At 74.4% G+C, this 17650-nt stretch carries 14 protein-coding genes and 3 pseudogenes; 9 read left to right on the forward strand and 8 right to left on the reverse strand.

The window, feature by feature from the left end; translation table 11 throughout:
- Positions 1–63 (reverse strand): annotated as a pseudogene (locus ABZ490_RS41640) (phenylacetate-CoA oxygenase subunit PaaJ); the annotation flags it as partial.
- A gap of 78 nt (positions 64–141) precedes the next feature.
- Complete coding sequence (locus tag ABZ490_RS41645) at positions 142–2457, reverse strand: glycoside hydrolase family 3 C-terminal domain-containing protein (RefSeq protein WP_359002728.1); 2316 nt, start codon at positions 2455–2457, stop codon at positions 142–144.
- Between the two features lie 350 nt (positions 2458–2807).
- Here ABZ490_RS41645 and ABZ490_RS41650 point away from each other — a divergent pair, with 350 nt between their 5' ends.
- The 3 genes from ABZ490_RS41650 (at position 2808) to ABZ490_RS41660 (ending at position 7051) form a co-directional block, all read left to right on the forward strand.
- Entirely contained in the window at positions 2808–5021 is a 2214-nt protein-coding gene (locus ABZ490_RS41650; RefSeq protein ID WP_359002729.1) for an MMPL family transporter, read from the forward strand.
- 138 nt (positions 5022–5159) lie between these two features.
- Complete coding sequence (locus ABZ490_RS41655; RefSeq protein ID WP_359002731.1) at positions 5160–6377, forward strand: sensor histidine kinase; 1218 nt, start codon at positions 5160–5162, stop codon at positions 6375–6377.
- Positions 6374–7051, forward strand: coding sequence for a response regulator transcription factor (locus ABZ490_RS41660; RefSeq protein ID WP_359002733.1), 678 nt, complete (start codon positions 6374–6376; stop codon positions 7049–7051). The genes ABZ490_RS41655 and ABZ490_RS41660 overlap by 4 nt, the downstream gene beginning before the upstream one ends.
- Before the next feature lie 25 nt (positions 7052–7076).
- Here the strand turns inward: ABZ490_RS41660 and ABZ490_RS41665 are convergent, their stop codons facing one another.
- Entirely contained in the window at positions 7077–8447 is a 1371-nt protein-coding gene (locus ABZ490_RS41665; protein WP_359002852.1) for a hypothetical protein, read from the reverse strand.
- A gap of 144 nt (positions 8448–8591) precedes the next feature.
- Between ABZ490_RS41665 and ABZ490_RS41670 the strand changes: the two are divergent.
- Positions 8592–9166, forward strand: a pseudogene (locus ABZ490_RS41670) (molybdopterin-dependent oxidoreductase); the annotation flags it as partial.
- Between the two features lie 301 nt (positions 9167–9467).
- On the opposite strand, the gene ABZ490_RS41675 reads toward ABZ490_RS41670, so the two are convergent.
- From ABZ490_RS41675 to ABZ490_RS41685, 3 genes and pseudogenes are all read right to left on the reverse strand, one after another.
- A complete protein-coding gene (locus ABZ490_RS41675) occupies positions 9468–10208 on the reverse strand; it encodes a class I SAM-dependent methyltransferase (protein ID WP_359002735.1) in 741 nt (246 codons plus the stop codon).
- Positions 10205–10825 (reverse strand): DUF2064 domain-containing protein, encoded by a 621-nt coding sequence (locus ABZ490_RS41680; RefSeq protein WP_359002738.1) that lies wholly within the window; start codon positions 10823–10825, stop codon positions 10205–10207. Before ABZ490_RS41680 ends, ABZ490_RS41675 begins: the two co-directional genes overlap by 4 nt.
- Positions 10822–11528, reverse strand: a pseudogene (locus ABZ490_RS41685) (glycosyltransferase family 2 protein). The gene ABZ490_RS41680 and the pseudogene ABZ490_RS41685 overlap by 4 nt, the downstream one beginning before the upstream one ends.
- Positions 11529–11643: 115 nt before the next feature.
- Here ABZ490_RS41685 and ABZ490_RS41690 point away from each other — a divergent pair.
- Complete coding sequence (locus ABZ490_RS41690) at positions 11644–12351, forward strand: response regulator transcription factor (protein WP_359002740.1); 708 nt, start codon at positions 11644–11646, stop codon at positions 12349–12351.
- Positions 12352–12353: 2 nt separating this feature from the next.
- Complete coding sequence (locus ABZ490_RS41695; protein WP_359002742.1) at positions 12354–13466, forward strand: HAMP domain-containing sensor histidine kinase; 1113 nt, start codon at positions 12354–12356, stop codon at positions 13464–13466.
- Between the two features lie 21 nt (positions 13467–13487).
- Here the strand turns inward: ABZ490_RS41695 and ABZ490_RS41700 are convergent, their stop codons facing one another.
- A complete protein-coding gene (locus tag ABZ490_RS41700) occupies positions 13488–14489 on the reverse strand; it encodes an NAD-dependent epimerase/dehydratase family protein (RefSeq protein WP_359002744.1) in 1002 nt (333 codons plus the stop codon).
- A gap of 141 nt (positions 14490–14630) precedes the next feature.
- Positions 14631–15152, reverse strand: a complete 522-nt coding sequence (locus ABZ490_RS41705; protein ID WP_359002746.1) for an N-acetyltransferase family protein — start codon at positions 15150–15152, stop codon at positions 14631–14633.
- Between ABZ490_RS41705 and ABZ490_RS41710 the strand changes: the two genes are divergently transcribed.
- The 3 genes from ABZ490_RS41710 to ABZ490_RS41720 are packed head-to-tail and all read left to right on the forward strand — an operon-like array spanning position 15151 to position 17630.
- Entirely contained in the window at positions 15151–15765 is a 615-nt protein-coding gene (locus tag ABZ490_RS41710; RefSeq protein ID WP_359002748.1) for an XRE family transcriptional regulator, read from the forward strand. The two genes, ABZ490_RS41705 and ABZ490_RS41710, sit on opposite strands and share 2 nt — an antisense overlap.
- The gene (locus ABZ490_RS41715) at positions 15762–17027 is read left to right on the forward strand and encodes an MFS transporter (protein WP_359002750.1); all 1266 of its coding nucleotides are present in this window, start codon (positions 15762–15764) and stop codon (positions 17025–17027) included. The genes ABZ490_RS41710 and ABZ490_RS41715 overlap by 4 nt, the downstream gene beginning before the upstream one ends.
- Before the next feature lie 9 nt (positions 17028–17036).
- Positions 17037–17630 (forward strand): 3'-5' exonuclease, encoded by a 594-nt coding sequence (locus tag ABZ490_RS41720; RefSeq protein ID WP_359002752.1) that lies wholly within the window; start codon positions 17037–17039, stop codon positions 17628–17630.
- Positions 17631–17650 lie beyond the last annotated feature (20 nt).

The following is a 17650-nucleotide window of genomic DNA, read 5'->3' on the forward strand; positions in this document are numbered from 1 at the left end:
GCAGGCCAGACAGCGGCGCAGCGCCTTGCAGGCGGTGGAGGAGAACCGGCTGAGCAGCTCGGTGATGCGCATCACCGGAAGGCGGCCCCGGGGACGGCGGACCCGCCGTGGCCGGGGCGGGGTGTGCGAGGGCCCCGGCCGTCACCCGGTGGGACGGGTGCGGGCCATCAGGCGCTCCAGGGTCTCGTCCAGGAGCCCGTCGCCGGCCAGTCCGACGACCCGCTTCATCGGTACGTCCTGCACCGCCTGGAGCAGTTCCGGCCTGTCGCCGATGTGGCTGCCCTGTTCCTGGGGCAGGGCGGCGGTCAGCTCCTGGAGGAGGGTGGGGCCGACGACGGGATGAGTGATCCACTCGCCGAAGGTGGAGTCGAGCGTGAGGTGCCCGGCAGCCGTGTCACCGGTGAGGGTGACGGATGCCTCGGCGGTCACCGTTTCGGCGTTCTCGCCGATCTGGACGAGGTAGTCGCCGGGTGCGACCGCCCAGACGGCGTCCTGGACGTCGTAGTACGCGAAGGCGCGGCGGTCCAGGTCGAAGGCGACCGTCCGGGACTCGCCGGGTTCGAGGTGGACCTTGGTGAAGGCGCGCAGCTCGCGGGTCGGCCGCCTGACCGGTCCGGCCTGCGTGGCGACGTAGACCTGGACGACGTGTTTGCCCGCGCGGCCGCCGGTGTTGGTGACGGTGAGCGAGGCGCGGGCGGAGTCGTCGCCGGTGGTCTCCACGGCGAGGTCGCCGACGGCGAAGGTGGTGTAGGACAGGCCGTGGCCGAACGGGTAGCGCACCCGCGTGCGGGTGGTCGCGTACCAGCGGTAGCCCACCATGACGCCCTCGCCGTACCGGACATGCCCCTGTTCGCCGGGGAAGTTGACGAAGCTCGGGTTGTCCTCCAGGCGGAGCGGGATCGTCTCCGCGAGGCGGCCGGAGGGGTCGGCCCCGCCGAACAGCAGGTCGGCCAGGGCGCTTCCGCCGCCCTGGCCGAGCAGGAAGCCTTCCAGGATCGCGTCGACCTCGTCGTGCCAGCCCTCCAGCGAGACGACCCCGCCGTTGGACAGCACCACGACCGTCCGCGGGGCTTGTGCGGCGACGGCCCGGATCAGGTCGGTCTGTGCGGCCGGGAGGTGGAGGGTGTCGCGGTCGAACCCCTCGGACTCCTCGCTCTCCGGCAGTCCGGCGAAGACGACGGCCACGTCCGAGGCGCGGGCGAGGTCCACCGCGGCCGCCCGCAGTCCCTCGGCGTCACCGGAACCGTCCAGGGTGAAGCCCGGCGCGAACTCCACCGGGCTGCCGCGCCCGTCCGCCCACGTCCGGATCGCGTCCAGGGCGTTGTCGAGCCGGGTCGGGTTGAGGTGCGAACTGCCGCCCGCCTGATAGCGGGGGGTGGCCGCGAACTCCCCTATGACGGCGATGCGCTGACCGGAGCCGAGCGGCAGCACGCCGTGCTCGTTGCGCAGCAGCACGGCGCACTCGGCGGCCAGCTCGCGCGCCAGCCGGTGGTGGGCGTCCTGGTCGAACCCATCGGCCCCATCGGCCCCATCGGCCTCGTCGGTCCTGTCGGCCCCGTCGGCCCCGTCGGCCCCGTCGGCCCCGTCGGACGGTCGGGCCGTGCGGTCGGCCAGGGCCAGGATCCGTCGTACGGCCCTGTCGACCACCGATTCGTCCAGCTCACCGGCGCGTACGGCGTCCACGATCCGTCGCGCGTTCTCGGGGGAGGGGCCGGGCATCTCCAGGTCCAGCCCCGCGAGCACCGAGGCCACCGGGTCGTGGACCGCGCCCCAGTCGGAGACCACCGCGCCGTCGAACCCCCACTCCTCGCGCAGCACCTCGGTGAGCAGCCGGTGGTGCTGTGCCGCGTGCACGCCGTTGACCTTGTTGTAGGCGGCCATCACCGTGGCCGGGGCCGCCTCGGTCACGACGTGCTCGAAGGCCGGCAGGTAGATCTCGCGCAGGGTGCGCTCGTCGACGTCGGCGCTGACCCGCATCCGGTCGGTCTCCTGGTTGTTGACCGCGAAGTGCTTCAGCGAGGCGCCCACGCCCTGTTCCTGCTGGCCGCGGACATGGGCCGCGCCGAGCCGCCCGGAGAGCAGGGGGTCCTCGGAGTAGTACTCGAAGTTGCGTCCGCACAACGGGGAGCGCTTGATGTTCACGCCGGGCCCGAGGACGACGTGGACGCCGAGTGCGCGGGCCTCGCGCCCGACCGCGGCCCCGATGCGGTGGGCGACGTCCGGGTCCCAGCTGCTGCCGACGGCCACCGCGGGCGGGAAACACGTGGAGGGCAGGCTCTCGTAGATCCCCATGTGGTCGAACTCCCCGACCTGCCGCCGCACGCCGTGCGGCCCGTCGGTCAGCACGACCGAGGGCAGGCCGGCGTCCTCCGACGGGCGGGTGGACCAGAAGTCCTGACCCGACAGGAGCGAGGCCTTCTCCTCCAGGGAGAGGCGGGACAGGTCGATCTGCGGCATCTGGAAGTCCTTAGGGGTCGAGGCGGCGGAGCCGTGGCGCGAACCGGTCGTCCGTCGGTGCGCCGTGCTGCTCGTGTACGCACCGTCACACGCTGACGTGGTTACTGATGCGCGTCAGTGACCCTAATCGGAAGGCCGTGGCCGGACAAGGGTGGTTGAATCGTTTTATTGCAGCGGGTTCCCCTCGTCATCCCCAGGCACGGTTCGGCCCTCCTCCTCGAGGAGGAGAGGACCGGCGCGTCTGGTGCGTCGGCACCAAGCGGTATTGCCCGCACCGGCACGATGTCCCGGCGGCTCCGGGCCGCCAGGCTGGTGATCCACCCGAAACCAGACCTGGAGACCCGTTTCCCGTGGCTACCTTGCTCTACCGCCTGGGCCGCACCGCGTTCCGGCGGCGCTGGCTCGTGACGTTGTTGTGGGCACTCATACTCGGCGCCGTCGGCCTCGGCGCGGCCCAGGCCCCCGCCTCCTCAGACGACGGCACGTCCTTCATGCCCGGCATCGAGGCGCAGAAGGCCTTCGACCTGATCGGGGAGCGCTTCCCCGGCACGGACGCCAACGGCGCCAACGCGCGCATCGTGTTCGTCGCACCCGACGGCGAGAAGGTGACCGCGGCCGGGAACCGCGCCGCCGTCGACGCCCTCGTGAAGGAGGCCGCGGACGAACCCGAGGTGGCGAGCGCCGTCAACCCGTTCACGGCGGGTGCGGTGAGCCGGGACGGCACCACCGCCTACGCGACGGTGAACTTCAAGGTCGGGGCCTCCGACCTCACGGACGCCGACAAGAAGGCCCTGGAGAAGGCGATCGACGAGGCACGCGCCGCCGGCCTCACCGTCGAGGTCGGGGGGACCGCGCTGGCGGAGCAGCCCGAGGCCGGCGGCTCGGCCGAGGCCATCGGCATCGCCCTCGCCGCGGTCGTCCTGCTGATCACCTTCGGCTCGCTCGCGGCCGCGGGCCTTCCGCTGCTGACGGCGGTCGTCGGCGTCGGGGTCGCGATGGCCGCGATCATGGCCCTGGGCAGCACCTTCGGCCTGTCGCTGACCACGGGCACGCTGGCCTCGATGCTCGGCCTGGCGGTCGGCATCGACTACGCCCTCTTCGTGGTCTCCCGCTACCGGGAGGAACGCGCCCGCGGCCACGCCCCGGACGAGGCGGCCGGGCTCGCCGTCGGTACGGCCGGTTCCGCCGTGGTCTTCGCGGGCCTCACCGTCGTCATCGCCCTGGCCGGTCTGGCGGTGATCGGCGTGCCGATGCTCACCAAGATGGGCCTGTGCGCCGCCGGTGCCGTCGTCGTCGCCGTCCTGATCGCCCTGACCCTCGTCCCCGCCCTGCTGGGCATGTGGCCGGACGCCGTCCTGGCCCGCTCGGTCCGCAAGGGCCGCCCGCAGCCCGGCCCGGACAACGGCGGCTCCCGCTGGGCGCGGTTCGTGCTGCGCCGCCCGGTCGCCGTCCTCCTCGTCTGTGTCGCCGGCCTGGGCGCCCTCGCCGTACCCGCCGCCCACCTGGAGATGGGCATGCCCGGCGCCGAGTCGAAACCCGTGTCGTCCACGGAGCGGCGCGCCTACGACGCGCTCGCCGAGGGCTTCGGGGCGGGCTTCAACGGCCCGCTCACGATCGTCGTCGACGTCAAGGACGCGACCGACCCCGCGACGGCCGTCAGCGGGATCGCAGAGCGGATCGGCGCCACCCGCGGGGTCGTGTCCGTCTCCGCCCCGCAGTTCAACCAGGCCGGTGACACCGCGCTGTTCTCGGCGGTGCCCACGAGCGGCCCCAACGACGAGCGCACCAAGTCCCTCGTCCAGACCATCCGCGGCGAACGCCCCGGCCTGGAGCGGGAGACGGGGGCGACCTTCGAGGTCACCGGCAGCACGGCGATGAACATCGACGTCGCCCAGGCCCTGAAGGACGCGCTCGTGCCCTACCTGGCCGTCATCGTCGGCCTGGCCCTGGTGCTGCTCCTCGTCGTGTTCCGTTCCGTGCTCGTCCCCGTCAAGGCCGCCTTCGGGTTCCTGCTGTCGGTGCTGGCCGCCCTCGGCGCGGTGGTCGCGGTCTTCCAGTGGGGCTGGGGCGCCGCGCTGCTGGGGGTGGAGCAGACCGGGCCGATCATGAGCCTGATGCCGATCTTCCTGGTGGGCATCGTCTTCGGCCTGGCCATGGACTACGAGGTGTTCCTCGTGGCCCGCATGCGGGAGGCGTACGTCCACGGCGACGGGGCCCAGCAGGCCGTCGTCACCGGGTTCCGGCACAGCGCGCGGGTGGTCGTCGCGGCGGCCGTGATCATGATCGCGGTCTTCTCCGGGTTCATCGGCTCCGGTGAGTCGATGATCAAGACCATCGGGTTCGGACTCGCCGTCGCCGTGCTCTTCGACGCCTTCGTGGTACGCATGACCCTGGTGCCCGCGGTGCTGGCCCTGCTCGGCGACAAGGCGTGGTGGCTGCCGCGCAGGCTCGACCGGCTGCTGCCCGACATCGACGTCGAGGGCTCGGGACTCACCGCGCCGCCGGTGCGCGGAGAGGCGCCGGCCTCCGGTGAGCCGGTGGCCCGGGAAACCGCCCGGACGTGAGCGGGGGCGCCCCGGGGGCACGGCATCGGAGACGATGGTGTGACCCCCGGAGCGTCGAGGGGCTCCGCCTGTGACCGGGCGGGTCGCTTCTTCAGCGGACATGAGGCAGATCTTTCGGTGAACACGAGGCGGAGTGCGATGAACGGAGACCGGCCGTGGCAGGCCCTGGTCCGCCGCGGCGGTCCCGGAGCGCTGCTGCTCGCCTTCACGGTCTCCGGTGTGCTCCTCACCCGCGCGCTGATGAAGGACCACCCCTCCGTGTGGCCGGGGATCGCCCTGGCCGTGCTGACCTGCGCGGCCCTGCGCGGGCGCGACCGCCACCCGCTGCGCGTCCTCGCCGTGACCACGCTGTGCACCGTGGCCCAGGGCGCCCTCGGCTATCTGCTGACCCCGCTCCTCATGGGCCCGCTGCTCGTCGCCCAGTACTCCGTGAGCCTGCACACCCCCCGGCGGACGGCCTGGAACAGCGCCCTCGCGGTCGCGGCCGGCATGGTCCTCACGGGCCTGCTGCTCAGCTCGTTCCACGACTCCGTGGTCCTCGGCGCCGTCAATCCGGCGGCCTGGGTCCTGATGTCCGCCGCCTTCGGCAGCTATGTGCGGGTGCGCCGCGAGTACGCCGTGGCCCGCGCCGAACACGCCGACCGGCAGCGGGAGGAGGAGGCGCGGCGCCGGGTGATCCAGGAACGCATGCGCATCGCCCGGGAACTGCACGACGTGGTCGCCCACCACCTCACCCTCGCCGACGCCCAGGCCGGCACCGCCGCCCACCTGGCCCGGCAGGACCCGGACAAGGCCCTGGAGATCGTCGCGAAGCTCCCGGAGACCACGGCGGCGGCCCTGCGCGAACTCAAGGCCACCGTCGGCCTGCTGCGTCAGGAGAGCGACCCCGCCGACGAACTGACCCCCGCGCCCGGCCTCGGCCAGCTGCCCGACCTCACCGACGCCTGTGCCGCGGCGGGCCTGGAGGTCACCGTCACCGCCGAGGGGCCGGCCCGCGACCTCACACCGGTCCTCGATCTGACGGCCTACCGGATCGTCCAGGAGGCGCTGACCAACGTCGCGAAACACGCCGCGCCCCGCACCGCGCGCGTCCGGCTCGCCTACACCTCCCGGTCGCTGACCCTGACCGTCACCAACCCCACCACCGCCGGCCGCACGCCGGAACCACCCGGTGCCGTACGGGGGTTCGGCCTGGTCAGCATGCGGGAGCGGGCCGCCGCCGTCGGCGGCGCCTTCGAGGCCGGGCACCGCCCCGACGGCGGCTTCGAGGTCTCCTGCACCCTGCCGCTCGACAGCCCCGCTCCGCTCGACAGCCCCGCTCCGCTCGACAGCCCCGACGAAAGCCGCGCCCCATGACCATCCGTGTCCTGCTCGCCGACGACCAGGCTCTGCTGCGGGCCACGTTCCGCATCCTCATCGACTCGGTCGAGGACATGACCGTGGTGGCGGAGGCGGCCGACGGGCAGGAGGCCCTCGATCTCGCCGACACCCACCGGCCCGACGTGATCCTCATGGACCTCCGGATGCCGCACGTGGACGGGGTCGCCGCCACCGCCGCGATCTGCGCGCGCCCGGAACTCGCGGAGAGCCGGGTGCTGATCCTCACCACCTTCGAGAACGACCTGAACGTCGCCAAGGCGCTGCGCGCGGGGGCGAGCGGGTTCCTCGGCAAGGGCGTCAGCCCCGAGGTGCTGCTGTCCGGGATCCGCACGGTCGCCGCCGGCGACGCCCTGCTGTCCCCGGCCGCCACCCGGTCCCTGATCACCCGCTTCCTGGCCACACCCGAGGCCCCCGAGTACGGCGACCTCCCCGCGGCCGTCCGCACGCTCACCGAGCGCGAACGCGAGGTCATGGCGCTCGCCGCGTACGGAAAGTCCAACGCCGAGATCGCGGCCGAACTCGTCCTCAGCCCGCTGACCGTCCGCAGCCACATCCAGCGGGCCATGACGAAACTCGACGCCCGGGACCGCGCCCAGCTCGTCGTCATCGCGTACCGCAGCGGCCTGGTGAAGCCGGGGCCCGACAGCTGACCCGCGGGCGTGGACGCCCCAGGTGTCACCAGCCGGTCCTCAGCAGATGGTTGAGGAGGAGCGCGAGCACGGCCTGGGCGGTGAGCCAGGCACGGGGACGGGGGAGGAACGCGCAGGACGGGAGAAGCCACATCGCGAAGGGAAGCCAGATGCGCTCTGTCTCCGCCTTGCTCATGCCGGAGAGGTCGGCGACGAGCAGGGAGAGCAGGGCGGCGGCCACGAGAAGCGCCAGGCGGACGCTGTCGCGGTCCGCGGAGCGCCGCCCCAGCAGGCCGGCCCCCGACCGAAGCAGTCCCCCCGCCGTCGCCAGACCCGTGATCAGGACCGTGCAGGCCGGGTTGGCCCACACCCAGTACGCGTACGGCCGTACGCCGCCCGCGCCCTGCCGGTACCGGGTGACCAGCAGCCGGTACGCCTCCCACCAGTCGAACCCGGCGAGCGTGAACACCGCCGGCACGACGGCCGCTCCCGCGCACAGCGCCACGAGCAGCACCGGCCGTCCCCGCACACCGCGCCGCCCGAGCCACAGCACGGCCGCGGCGATCGGCGCGAGGAGCGTCAGGCCGTACGAGAGATAGCAGGTCAGGCCGAACAGGAGCCCGGACGCCCCGGCCGCGACGGGGGAAGCCCTGGTGACGGCCAGCGCGAGCAGCGCCACCGCCCAGGCCGCCACCGCCGCGAAGTACGCGTCCGCCGACGTGCCCATCCACACCGCCGCCGGGGCCAGCACCAGGAAGGGGGCCGCGCGTCGGGCCAGATGCTCACCGGCCAGGCTGCGCACGGCGACCAGGACCGCCACGCACGCCGTCGCACCCACGGTGATGCACCAGACGCCGGCCCAGCCGCCGCCCCGCAGCCCGATCCGGTCCAGCAGGACGAAGATGAGGGTGGCCGCCGGGGGATGGCCGGCGACATGGGCGGGCCAGTTGTCGGGGGAGTGGAGCAGGATGTGGTGGGTGAAGTCCCGCAGGGTGCCCGGCACGTCGTGGAAGCGGTCGATGACCTGGAGGTATTCGTGGCGGGTGGTGAGGCGCCCGGCGATGCCGCGCTGCCATCCGTCGATCAGCGCCAGGGAGAACGTCCACGCCAGGGACGTTCCCCAGGCCGTCGGGAGCAGCGCCCGCCAGGGGAGACGGGCGGCGAGGGAGGGGCCGTATGCCACGGTGACGGCCGCGACGAGCAGGGCCGCCGGGGTGCCGGGGCCCAGATGGGGTCCCCAGGAGGCCAGCAGCGGAGGCCAGTCGACGCGCAGCGTGTGGTCGGTGTCCTGGACATGGCGGCCGATCAGCACGGCCGCCGTCACCAGCAGGGCCGCGGCTGCGGCGGCGTACAGGTCACGGCGCAGGGCACGGGAGGGGTCACCGGAACGTGGGGCGTGCGGCTCGGCGGAGGGCAGCGTGCGGGTCACACCGGAACGCTAGGCCGACCGACGGGACGCGGACCGCCGTCCGGGCCGGACGTCAGCGTTTCGTCACAGGTCGCGGACCCCTGCCGAGGGGTGGCCGGCCCTACGGTCGGCCCATGCGAGACGATGCGCCGCTCACTGCTGCTGTTCCTGACCACGGTCGGGCAGAGCTTCGACGGGCTGCGCCGCACCGCCCTCCTCGCGCCGCACGGCGGAGCCGATCCCGGCACCGGCCCGAACGGCTTCCAGATCAACAAGACCGCGGCGTACGCCGGCATCGACCCGGCGGAGACGACCGAGGACGCCTGGCGCCTCGTCGTCGTCGGCCGCGCCGGCACGGTCCGCCTCAGCCGGGCCCGGCTCGCCGGACTCCCGCTGCACAGCGCGGCGCTGCCCATCGCCTGCGTCGAAGGCTGGTCGACGTCCGACCAGTGGTGGCGCGGAGTGCGGCTGCGCGACCTCGCCGCGCTCGCCGGGTACGAGGGCGACCCGCCGGACCTCCTCGTCGAGTCCCTCCAGCGGCACGGAGCCTCCGCCGCGCCGCCCTGAGCGCCGACCAGGTCGGCGACCCGCGCTCCCTGCTCGCCCTGTACGTCAACGGCGAGGACCTGTCCCCCGACCACGGTCATCCGGCGCGGATCATCGTGCCCGCCGCGCCCGGTGTGCTGAACACCAAATGGGTCGCCCGGCTGACGTTCGGAGACCTGTGATGCGCACGCCGCGGATCCCTGTCGGAAGTCCCCTGCAACTCCTGCTGCTGGCCTGCTCGTTCGCGCTCGCCGCCTATGCCGGCGTACGACTGTTCGCGGACGACTGGTTCGGTGTGGCCCGGTGGATCGTGGGCGCCGCGCTGCTGCACGATCTCGTCCTGCTCCCGCTGTACGCGGCGGCGGACCGGGCGGTCGCGGGACGGCTCGGGGCGCGGACGCTGTACGTCCGGGTCCCGGCCGCCCTCTCCGGTCTGCTGCTCCTCGTGTGGTTCCCGCTGATCGCCGGCCGGGTGGACCGGCGCTACCGGTCGGCCACCGGACTGTCCCCGGACGGCTTCCTCGCCCGCTGGCTGCTGATCACCGCCGCCCTCTTCGCCGGCTCGGCCCTGCTGCTGGCGCTGAGGCTGCGCAGGGCGAGGAACCGGCGCCCCCCGGCCGACCACTGATCCGCCGGCACCCAGCCCCGCGCGCACCGCAGCAGGGCCGGGGTGCCGAGCCGCGCCCAGAGGAAGGGAGCACCCACGGCGGCGCGGGCGTCGGCGAGACGGACGCGCACGCGTTCGTCGACGTCCGCCGGCGCGGTCTCGGCGATCAGCAGCCCGCCGGGCGCGAGCAGGGCGGCCACTCGCGCGAGGAGCGCGGGCGGGTCGCCGCCGATGCCCACGTTGCCGTCCATCAGCAGGGCCGTGTCCCACCGGCCCTCTCCCGGCAGCGGATCGAAGACCGAGCGGCGCAGTGCCGGGCCCCCGAGGCGGCCGGTGCGCTCGACGGCGGCCCGGCTGACGTCGACGCCGAGGACGGTCCGCCCCCGGGCGGCGAGCTCGGCGACCAGCCGTCCCGGTCCGCAGCCGACGTCCAGCACGGCGCCCTCGCACCGGTCCAGTACGTCACGGTCGACCGCGTCGGCCCGCCCGCACCAGCGTTCGACATCCAGCGGCAGCAGCCGGCCGTCGGCGTGACGCAGGAACAGCGGGCCGCGCCCGGCGTGCAGAGCGGCGTCGTAGGGGTCGGCGGCGGACCACGGGGGCACGGTGGTGCTCACGGGCGGCTCGCGGCGGGCGCCAGACGGGCCAGGCGCCGTGCGAACCGGCCGTGCGGGGCCAGAGCGGCGACCGCGTGGGCGTCGGCGGCGGTGTCGACGTCCCGCAGGCACGGCAGATCACGCACCCGCAGTCCGGCCGCGACGAGCCGCTCCCGTTGCACGGCCCCGGTCACCGGCGTCGACATGGGCACACCCCGCAGCAGGCCGGGATCGGGCTCGGCGAGCCCCAGCGCCCAGAAGCCGCCGTCCTCGGCCGGCCCGAAGCAGGCGTCACAGTCCGCGAAGTCCACGGCGAGCAGTTCCGGGGTCACCTGCGGGGTGTCCATACCGATGAGCAGCGCGGGGCCCGCGCAGCGCGCGAACGCCTGCGCCAGCCGCTCGTCGAGACCGCCCGGGCACTGCGGGACGACGTCGAAGCCGGACGGCAGCCAGGCACCGGGGGCACCGTCGAGGACCAGGACCCGTCGCGCCGCGGGCGCCGCGGCCACGGTGCGCAGGGTGTCGGCCAGTGCCGCCTCCGCCAGCTGCGCCGCTTCCCCGGGCGTGAACGGCGGGGTCAGCCGGGTCTTCACCCGCCCGGCCCGGGGCTCCTTGGCGATGACGAGGAGGGTGGTCACCGTGCGCCTTCCTCACCGACGGGTGCCTCCTGGAGAACGCGGCTCATGTCCCGTACGGCCTGCCAGGTGCCCCGCCAGGTGCCCCCGTCACCTTGGAGGCGCCGGTGCGGGGCAGATACGGCACATCGTGCTCGCTGATGCGCCAGCCCGCGTCGGCGGCCCGCACCACCGTCTGGAGCGGATAGCCGCTGCGCCGGTCGGTCAGGCCGAGGGCGAGCAGCGGCTCCCGGCGGGCCGCCCGCAGCGGACCGAGGTCGTGCAGTCGCAGACCGGTGCGGCGGCGCAGCAGCCGAGCCAGCGCCAGATTGCCCGCACGGGCGTGCGCGGGCCAGGCGGTACGGCCGTGCGGCCGGCGCCGCCCGAGCACCAGGTCGGCGTGGCCCGCGCGGATCTCCTCGACGAAGGGCACGAGCAGCCCGGGATCGAGGGAGGCGTCGCAGTCGCAGAAGCACACGACGTCGGCGCGGGCGGCGCCGAGCCCGGCGTGGCAGGCGGCGCCGAAGCCGCGGCGCGGCTCGTGCACGACGGTCGCGCCGAGGGCGCGGGCGATCTCCGCGGAGCCGTCGGTGGAGCCGTTGTCGACCACGACGGCCCGCCAGCCGGCGGGGATCCGCGCGAGCACCCAGGGCAGTGCCTGGGCCTCGTCGAGGCAGGGCAGCACGACGTCGACGTCGGGAGGTGAGGAAAGGGTCACGGCTTTCACCCTACGAACGCGAATGCCGCACAACGGTCTTCCGGTCCTTACGAAACGCTGACGGCGCGGCCCCACGGGCCCTCGCGCTCCACCCTCTGCGCGGGGCCGGTGGGAGGCTGGAGGCATGCAGCAGCCAGACACCACCGCAGGCTCCGCCCGGGTCCTGGTCGTCGACGACGACCCGACGGTCGCGGAGATCGTCGCCGGCTACCTGGACCGGGCCGGATACGTCGTCGACCGTGCGGACGACGGCCCGACCGCGCTCACCGCGGCCGCCGCGCACCGGCCCGACCTCGTGGTCCTCGACCTGATGCTGCCCGGCATGGATGGCCTGGAGGTGTGCCGCCGCATGCGCGGCCACGGACCCGTGCCGGTCATCATGCTCACGGCGCGCGGCGACGAGGAGGACCGCATCCTCGGTCTGGAGGTCGGCGCCGACGACTACGTCACCAAGCCGTTCAGCCCCCGGGAACTGGTCCTGCGGGTCGAGTCCGTCCTGCGCCGCTCCCGTCCCGACGCGGGCACCCGCCCCCTGCGCGCGGCAGGCCTCACCGTCGATCCCGCCGCACGCCGTGCCACCCGTGACGGAAGCGAACTCTCCCTGACGCTCCGCGAGTTCGATCTGCTCTCGTACTTTCTGCGCCACCCCGGGCGGGCCTTCAGCCGGGAGGACCTGATGCGTGAGGTGTGGGGCTGGGACTTCGGCGATCTGTCCACCGTCACCGTCCACATCCGCCGACTGCGCGGCAAGATCGAGCACGACCCGGCCCGGCCCCGCCTGATCCAGACCGTGTGGGGCGTGGGCTACCGCTTCGCGACGGGCGGTGAATGACCATGGGCGACACCGTCCTGATCGCCCTGTACGCCTTCGCGGGCGCCGCCGTCACCGGCCTCGCCGGAGCCGCCGCGCTGCGGCCGATCCGCCGCCGTTCGCTGACCGCCTCGCTGTCCGTGGTCGCGGCGGTCGGGGTCGTCGCGATGCTCGCGGGCACGCTCGCCGTCGCCTGGGCGATGTTCCTCTCCCCGCACGACCTGACCGTGGTGACCACGGTCGGCGCCATGGCGGCCGTGGTCTCCCTGGCCACCGCGCTGCTGCTCGGACGCTGGGTCGTCGCCCGCAGCCGTGAACTCGCCCTGGCGGCACGCTCGTTCGGCGACGGCGGGGACTTCGCCCCTCCCGCGGGCCCGACGACCGCCGAACTGGACGGTCTCAGCCGCGAGTTGGCGGCCACCAGCGTGCGGCTCGCCGAATCCCGGGAGCGGGAACGGGCGCTGGAGACCTCGCGGCGTGAACTCGTCGCCTGGATCTCGCACGACCTGCGCACCCCGCTGGCCGGTCTGCGCGCCATGGCGGAGGCCCTGGAGGACGGTGTCGCCGCCGATCCCGACCGCTACCTCCGGCAGATCCGCACCGAGGTCGAACGCCTCGACGGCATGGTCGGCGACCTCTTCGAGCTCTCCCGGATCCACGCGGGCACCCTGCCGCTCGCGCCCACCCGGATGTCGTCGTACGACCTCGTCGGCGACGCGCTCGCGGGAGCGGACCCGCTCGCCCGGGAGCACGGCGTACGGCTGGTCGGAGGCCGCATCGAGCCGGTGCCGGTGGAGGTGGACGGCAAGGAGATGAGCCGGGTGCTGGGCAATCTGCTGGTCAACGCGATCCGCCGGACCCCGGCCGACGGGACGGTCGCGGTCGCCGCGGAGCGTTCCCCGGGCGGCGTGGTGCTGTCGGTGACGGACGGCTGCGGCGGCATCCCCGAGGCGGACCTGCCCCGCGTCTTCGACACCGGCTGGCGCGGCACGCACGCCCGGACGCCCCCGGCCGGTGCGGGCCTGGGCCTCGCCATCGTCCGGGGGATCGTGGAGGCGCACCAGGGCCGGGCCACGGTGTGCAACATCCCCGGGGGCTGCCGCTTCGAGGTGGTGCTGCCCGCCGCAGCTCCATGAACGCGGGCAGCACCACCGGCCCTATGCCTCCCGCGTCCCGGCCCGCGCGAACTCCGCCATGCCGTCCTCGAAGGCGACCTCCGGTCTCCACCCCAGTTCGGCCCGCAGCCGCGCGGAGTCCGCGGTGATGTGCCGTACGTCCCCGAGCCGGTACTCACCGGTGACGACCGGGTCGGGCCCGCCGCACGCGGCGGCCAGCGCCCGGGCCATCTCCCCCACGGTGTGCGGCTCGCCGCTGCCGGTGTTGTACGCGGTCAGCGCCCCCGGCGCGGACCCGGCCTCCAGCGCGACGGCGTTGGCCGCCGCGACGTCACGCACATGGACGAAGTCGCGCCGCTGCCGCCCGTCCTCGAAGACGCGGGGAGCCTCGCCCCGGGCGAGCGCGGAGCGGAAGAAGGAGGCCACACCGGCGTACGGGGTGTCGCGGGGCATCCGGGGCCCGTACACGTTGTGGTAGCGCAGCGACACCGCCGACCCGCCCGTCGACCGGGCCCAGGCGGCGGCCAGGTGCTCCTGGGCGAGCTTGGTCGCGGCGTACACGTTGCGCGGATCGGCCGGGGCGGTCTCGCCGACCAGGCCGGGGGAGAGGGCGTCCCCGCACAGGGGGCAGGTGGGCTCGAAGCGGGCGGCGTCGAGGTCGGCGACGGCCCGTGGCCCCGGCCGTACGCGCCCGTGCCCGCGGCACTCGTACCGCCCCTCGCCGTACACCACCATCGACCCCGCCAGCACGAGGTTCCCGACGTCGGCCTCGGCCATGGCGGCGAGCAGCACGGCCGTGCCCAGGTCGTTGCGCGAGACGTACTCCGCCGCGTCGGCGACCCCGTCACCGAGCCCGACCATCGCCGCCTGATGGCACACCGCGTCGACCCCGGCGAGGGCCCGGGCCACGGCGGCAGGGGTGCGGACGTCGGCGCCGGGAGCCTGCCGGACGTCGAACACCACCGGTTCGTGTCCCCGCTCCCGCAGCACGTCGACGACATGGGACCCGATGAATCCGGCACCGCCGGTGACCAGTACGCGCATACGGCCACGCTAGGACGGCCCGCCCGCGACGGGCCGTGACCCGCCGGGTACGTCACCACTCCGTAAGACGTGCGGAGGCGGGCCGCCGTCCGGGCATGGACAACCCCGAACACCGCTGATCCGTTCCGCCGTTCCGTCGGTTCAGCTCAGCCCGAGCCGCAGGAGCGTGAGATCGAGCCGGCGGCCGAACTTGACGCCGACCTCCCGCAGGGTGCCGGCGTCCTGGAAGCCGAACCGCTCGTGCAGCCGGACGGATGCCGTGTTCTCCGTCTCGATGGCGGCGATCATGACGTGATGACCGGCCTCGCGCGCGGCGGCGACCAGCGCGCCGAGCAGCGCCGAACCGATGCCGAGCCCGTGCCGGCCCTCGCGGACGTAGACCGAGTCCTCGACGGTGTCGCGGTAGCCGTCGAGCTCCCGCCAGGGACCGTAGACGGCGTACCCGGCGACCTCCCCGTCCACCTCGGCCACGAACGCCGAGCCGCGCTCCAGATGGGCGGCCAGCCAGGCGGCCCCGTCGGCGGGGGACTGCGGGGTGTCCGTCCACAGCGCCGTCGACGTCGCGACCGCGTGGTTGCGGATCGCGCGGACCGCCTCGGCGTCGCCCGGCCGTGCGGGCCGGACGGTCACCGCCGTCCGGTTTCTCTCGTATATTGGATTCATGTCCAACATAGTAGATCCTCTGGTGCGGCAGATCGCCACCCGCGTCCGCACCGAACGGGAACGCCGCCGCTGGACCCTGGCCCGGCTCGCCGACGCCTCCGGTGTCTCCCAGGCCATGATCAGCAGGATCGAGCGCGGCGAGAGCAGCCCCACCGCCGTCGTCCTCGGCAAGCTGTCGGCCGCGTTCCAGCTCAGCGTCGCCTCCCTGCTCGCCCTCGCCGAAGCCGAAGCAGACACCGAAGCCGTGCGGGAGGACGTGGGAGAGGGGACGGGGACGGGCGTACGCCGGGGCGCCGACGTGCCCGAGTGGCGGGACCCCGGCACCGGCTACCGACGGCGCCAGATCACCGGCCCGCACTTCCCCGCCGAGGTCGCCGAGATCCGGCTGCCCGCCGGCGCCCATGTGCCGTACCCGGCCGCCGCCTTCGCCTTCGTACGGCAGATCGTGTGGGTCCTCGACGGACATCTGACCTTCCACGACGGCGACACCGTCCATGAACTCGACGCCGGCGACACCATCGAACTCGGCGAGCCCAGCGAGCGCGCCTTCGCCAACACCACCGACACCGAGTGCCGTTACGCCGTCGTCCTCGCCCGCGACACCCGGCCATGACCCGCCCTCTGCCCCGGGGCGGCACCCTCCTCCTGGCCACCGCCGCCGGTACGGCCCTCGCGAACAACTACGCCCTCCAGCCCGCCCTCTCCACGGTCGCCGCCGATCTGGACGTCCCCGCCTCCGTGATCGGCCTGGTCCCGACCGCCGCGCTCGTCGGCTGCATGACCGGCTTCGCCCTCCTGCTCCCGCTCGCCGACCGCCTCGCCCCCCACCGGCTGGTGGCCGCCCACCTCACCACGCTGGCCGCCGCCCTCGCCGTCGCCGCGACCGCCTCCGGACCGGCCGTGCTGCTCACCGCGTACCTGTTCATCGGCGCGGCAGCCAGTGTCGCCGCCCAGGCCGGCAGCATCGCCGGCCGCCATGCCCCGCCCGGCCGCCGCGCACGGGGAGTCGCCACGGTCGCCGCCGGCATGTCGGCGGGCATCCTGCTCAGCCGGCTGGCCGGCGGCGCCCTCACGGACCTCCTCGGCTGGCGGCGCATGCTGCTCGTCTTCGCCGGCCTCTCCCTGCTCTGCGCGCTCGCCGCCGCCACACTCCTGCCCCGCGAGCGCCCGCACTCCCCGCAGGGCTACCGCGCCACCCTCGCCGCGCTCCCCCCGCTGCTGCGCGCGTTCCCGCCCCTGCGCCGCGCCGTCCTCGCCGGCGGACTCTGGTACTTCGCCTTCAACCTCGTCTGGGTCGCCCTCGCGCTCGCCCTGGCCGCACCACCGCACTCCCTGGATCCGACCGCCATCGGCCTGTACAGCCTCACCGGACTGCTCGGCCTCGCCGCCCTCCCGCTCACCGGACGCCTCGCCGACCGCCGCGGCCCGGCCACCGTGATCGGTCTCGGCATGTCCGCCGCCGCGACCGGAACGGCCGTCCTGGCCGCAGGCCTGGACACCCCGCCGGCCGTCGCCCTCGGCCTCGCCCTCTTCGACGCCGGCTGCTTCGCCGCCCAGGCCGCCAACACCAGCCGGGTCATCGCCCTCGACCCCCAACGCTCCGGCAGTCTCTCCAGCGTCTACCTCGTGCTGTACTTCACCACCGGCGCTCTCGGCACCGCCGTCGCCGCGCCCCTGCTCGACACCCTCGGCTGGCGGGGGACCGCCCTCACCGCCTGCGCGGCGCTGTCTCTCGCCGCCCTGCTCGGCCGTACCGGACGAGAACACCCACGCACGGTCCCGCCCGCAACCGCCGTACCCGCACAGCGGGTTCCTCCCGCGGTGCGGAGCGAGGGGGCGGAAAAGCGGATGCCGGACGGCCCGGCCCCCTCGTAGCCTCGCCCCATGCGAGACGACCACCCGATCCTCCTCAACGTCATCGACGTCGAAGCCACCTGCTGGGACGGACAGCCCCCGCCGGGCTCGGTGAACGAGATCATCGAGATCGGCCTCACGGTCGTCGACGTGCGGGCCCGGCGCCGCCTGTCCCGGCACGGCATCATGGTCCGCCCCACCCGTTCCACCGTCAGCCCCTTCTGCACCGAACTGACCGGTCTGACGCAGGCGGACGTGGCGCGCGGCACGACCTTCGCCGAGGCGTGCCGCCTCCTGGTCGAGGAGTACGGGGCGGCGGAGCGGCCCTGGGCGAGCTGGGGCGACTACGACCGCCGCCAGTTCGCCCGCCAGAGCCTGGCCGGCGGGGTGGCCTACCCGTTCGGGTATCCCGTCGAGCGCGGCCACACCAACGCCAAGGCGGTCTTCACCACCGCCCACGGCCTGCGCAGGAAACCCGGCATGAGCCAGGCCCTGAAGATCGCCGGACTGCCCCTCGAAGGACGCCACCACCGCGGCGAGGACGACGCCTGGAACATCGCGGCCCTCGTCCTGGACCTGCTGGACCGCGGGGCCTGGCCGGCCCCGGCTCCGGCGGACGGCTGACCAGGCCGACGGCACGCGGG

Origin of the sequence: Streptomyces sp. NPDC005811, from assembly GCF_040630405.1 — a bacterium.
Classification (GTDB): domain Bacteria; phylum Actinomycetota; class Actinomycetes; order Streptomycetales; family Streptomycetaceae; genus Streptomyces.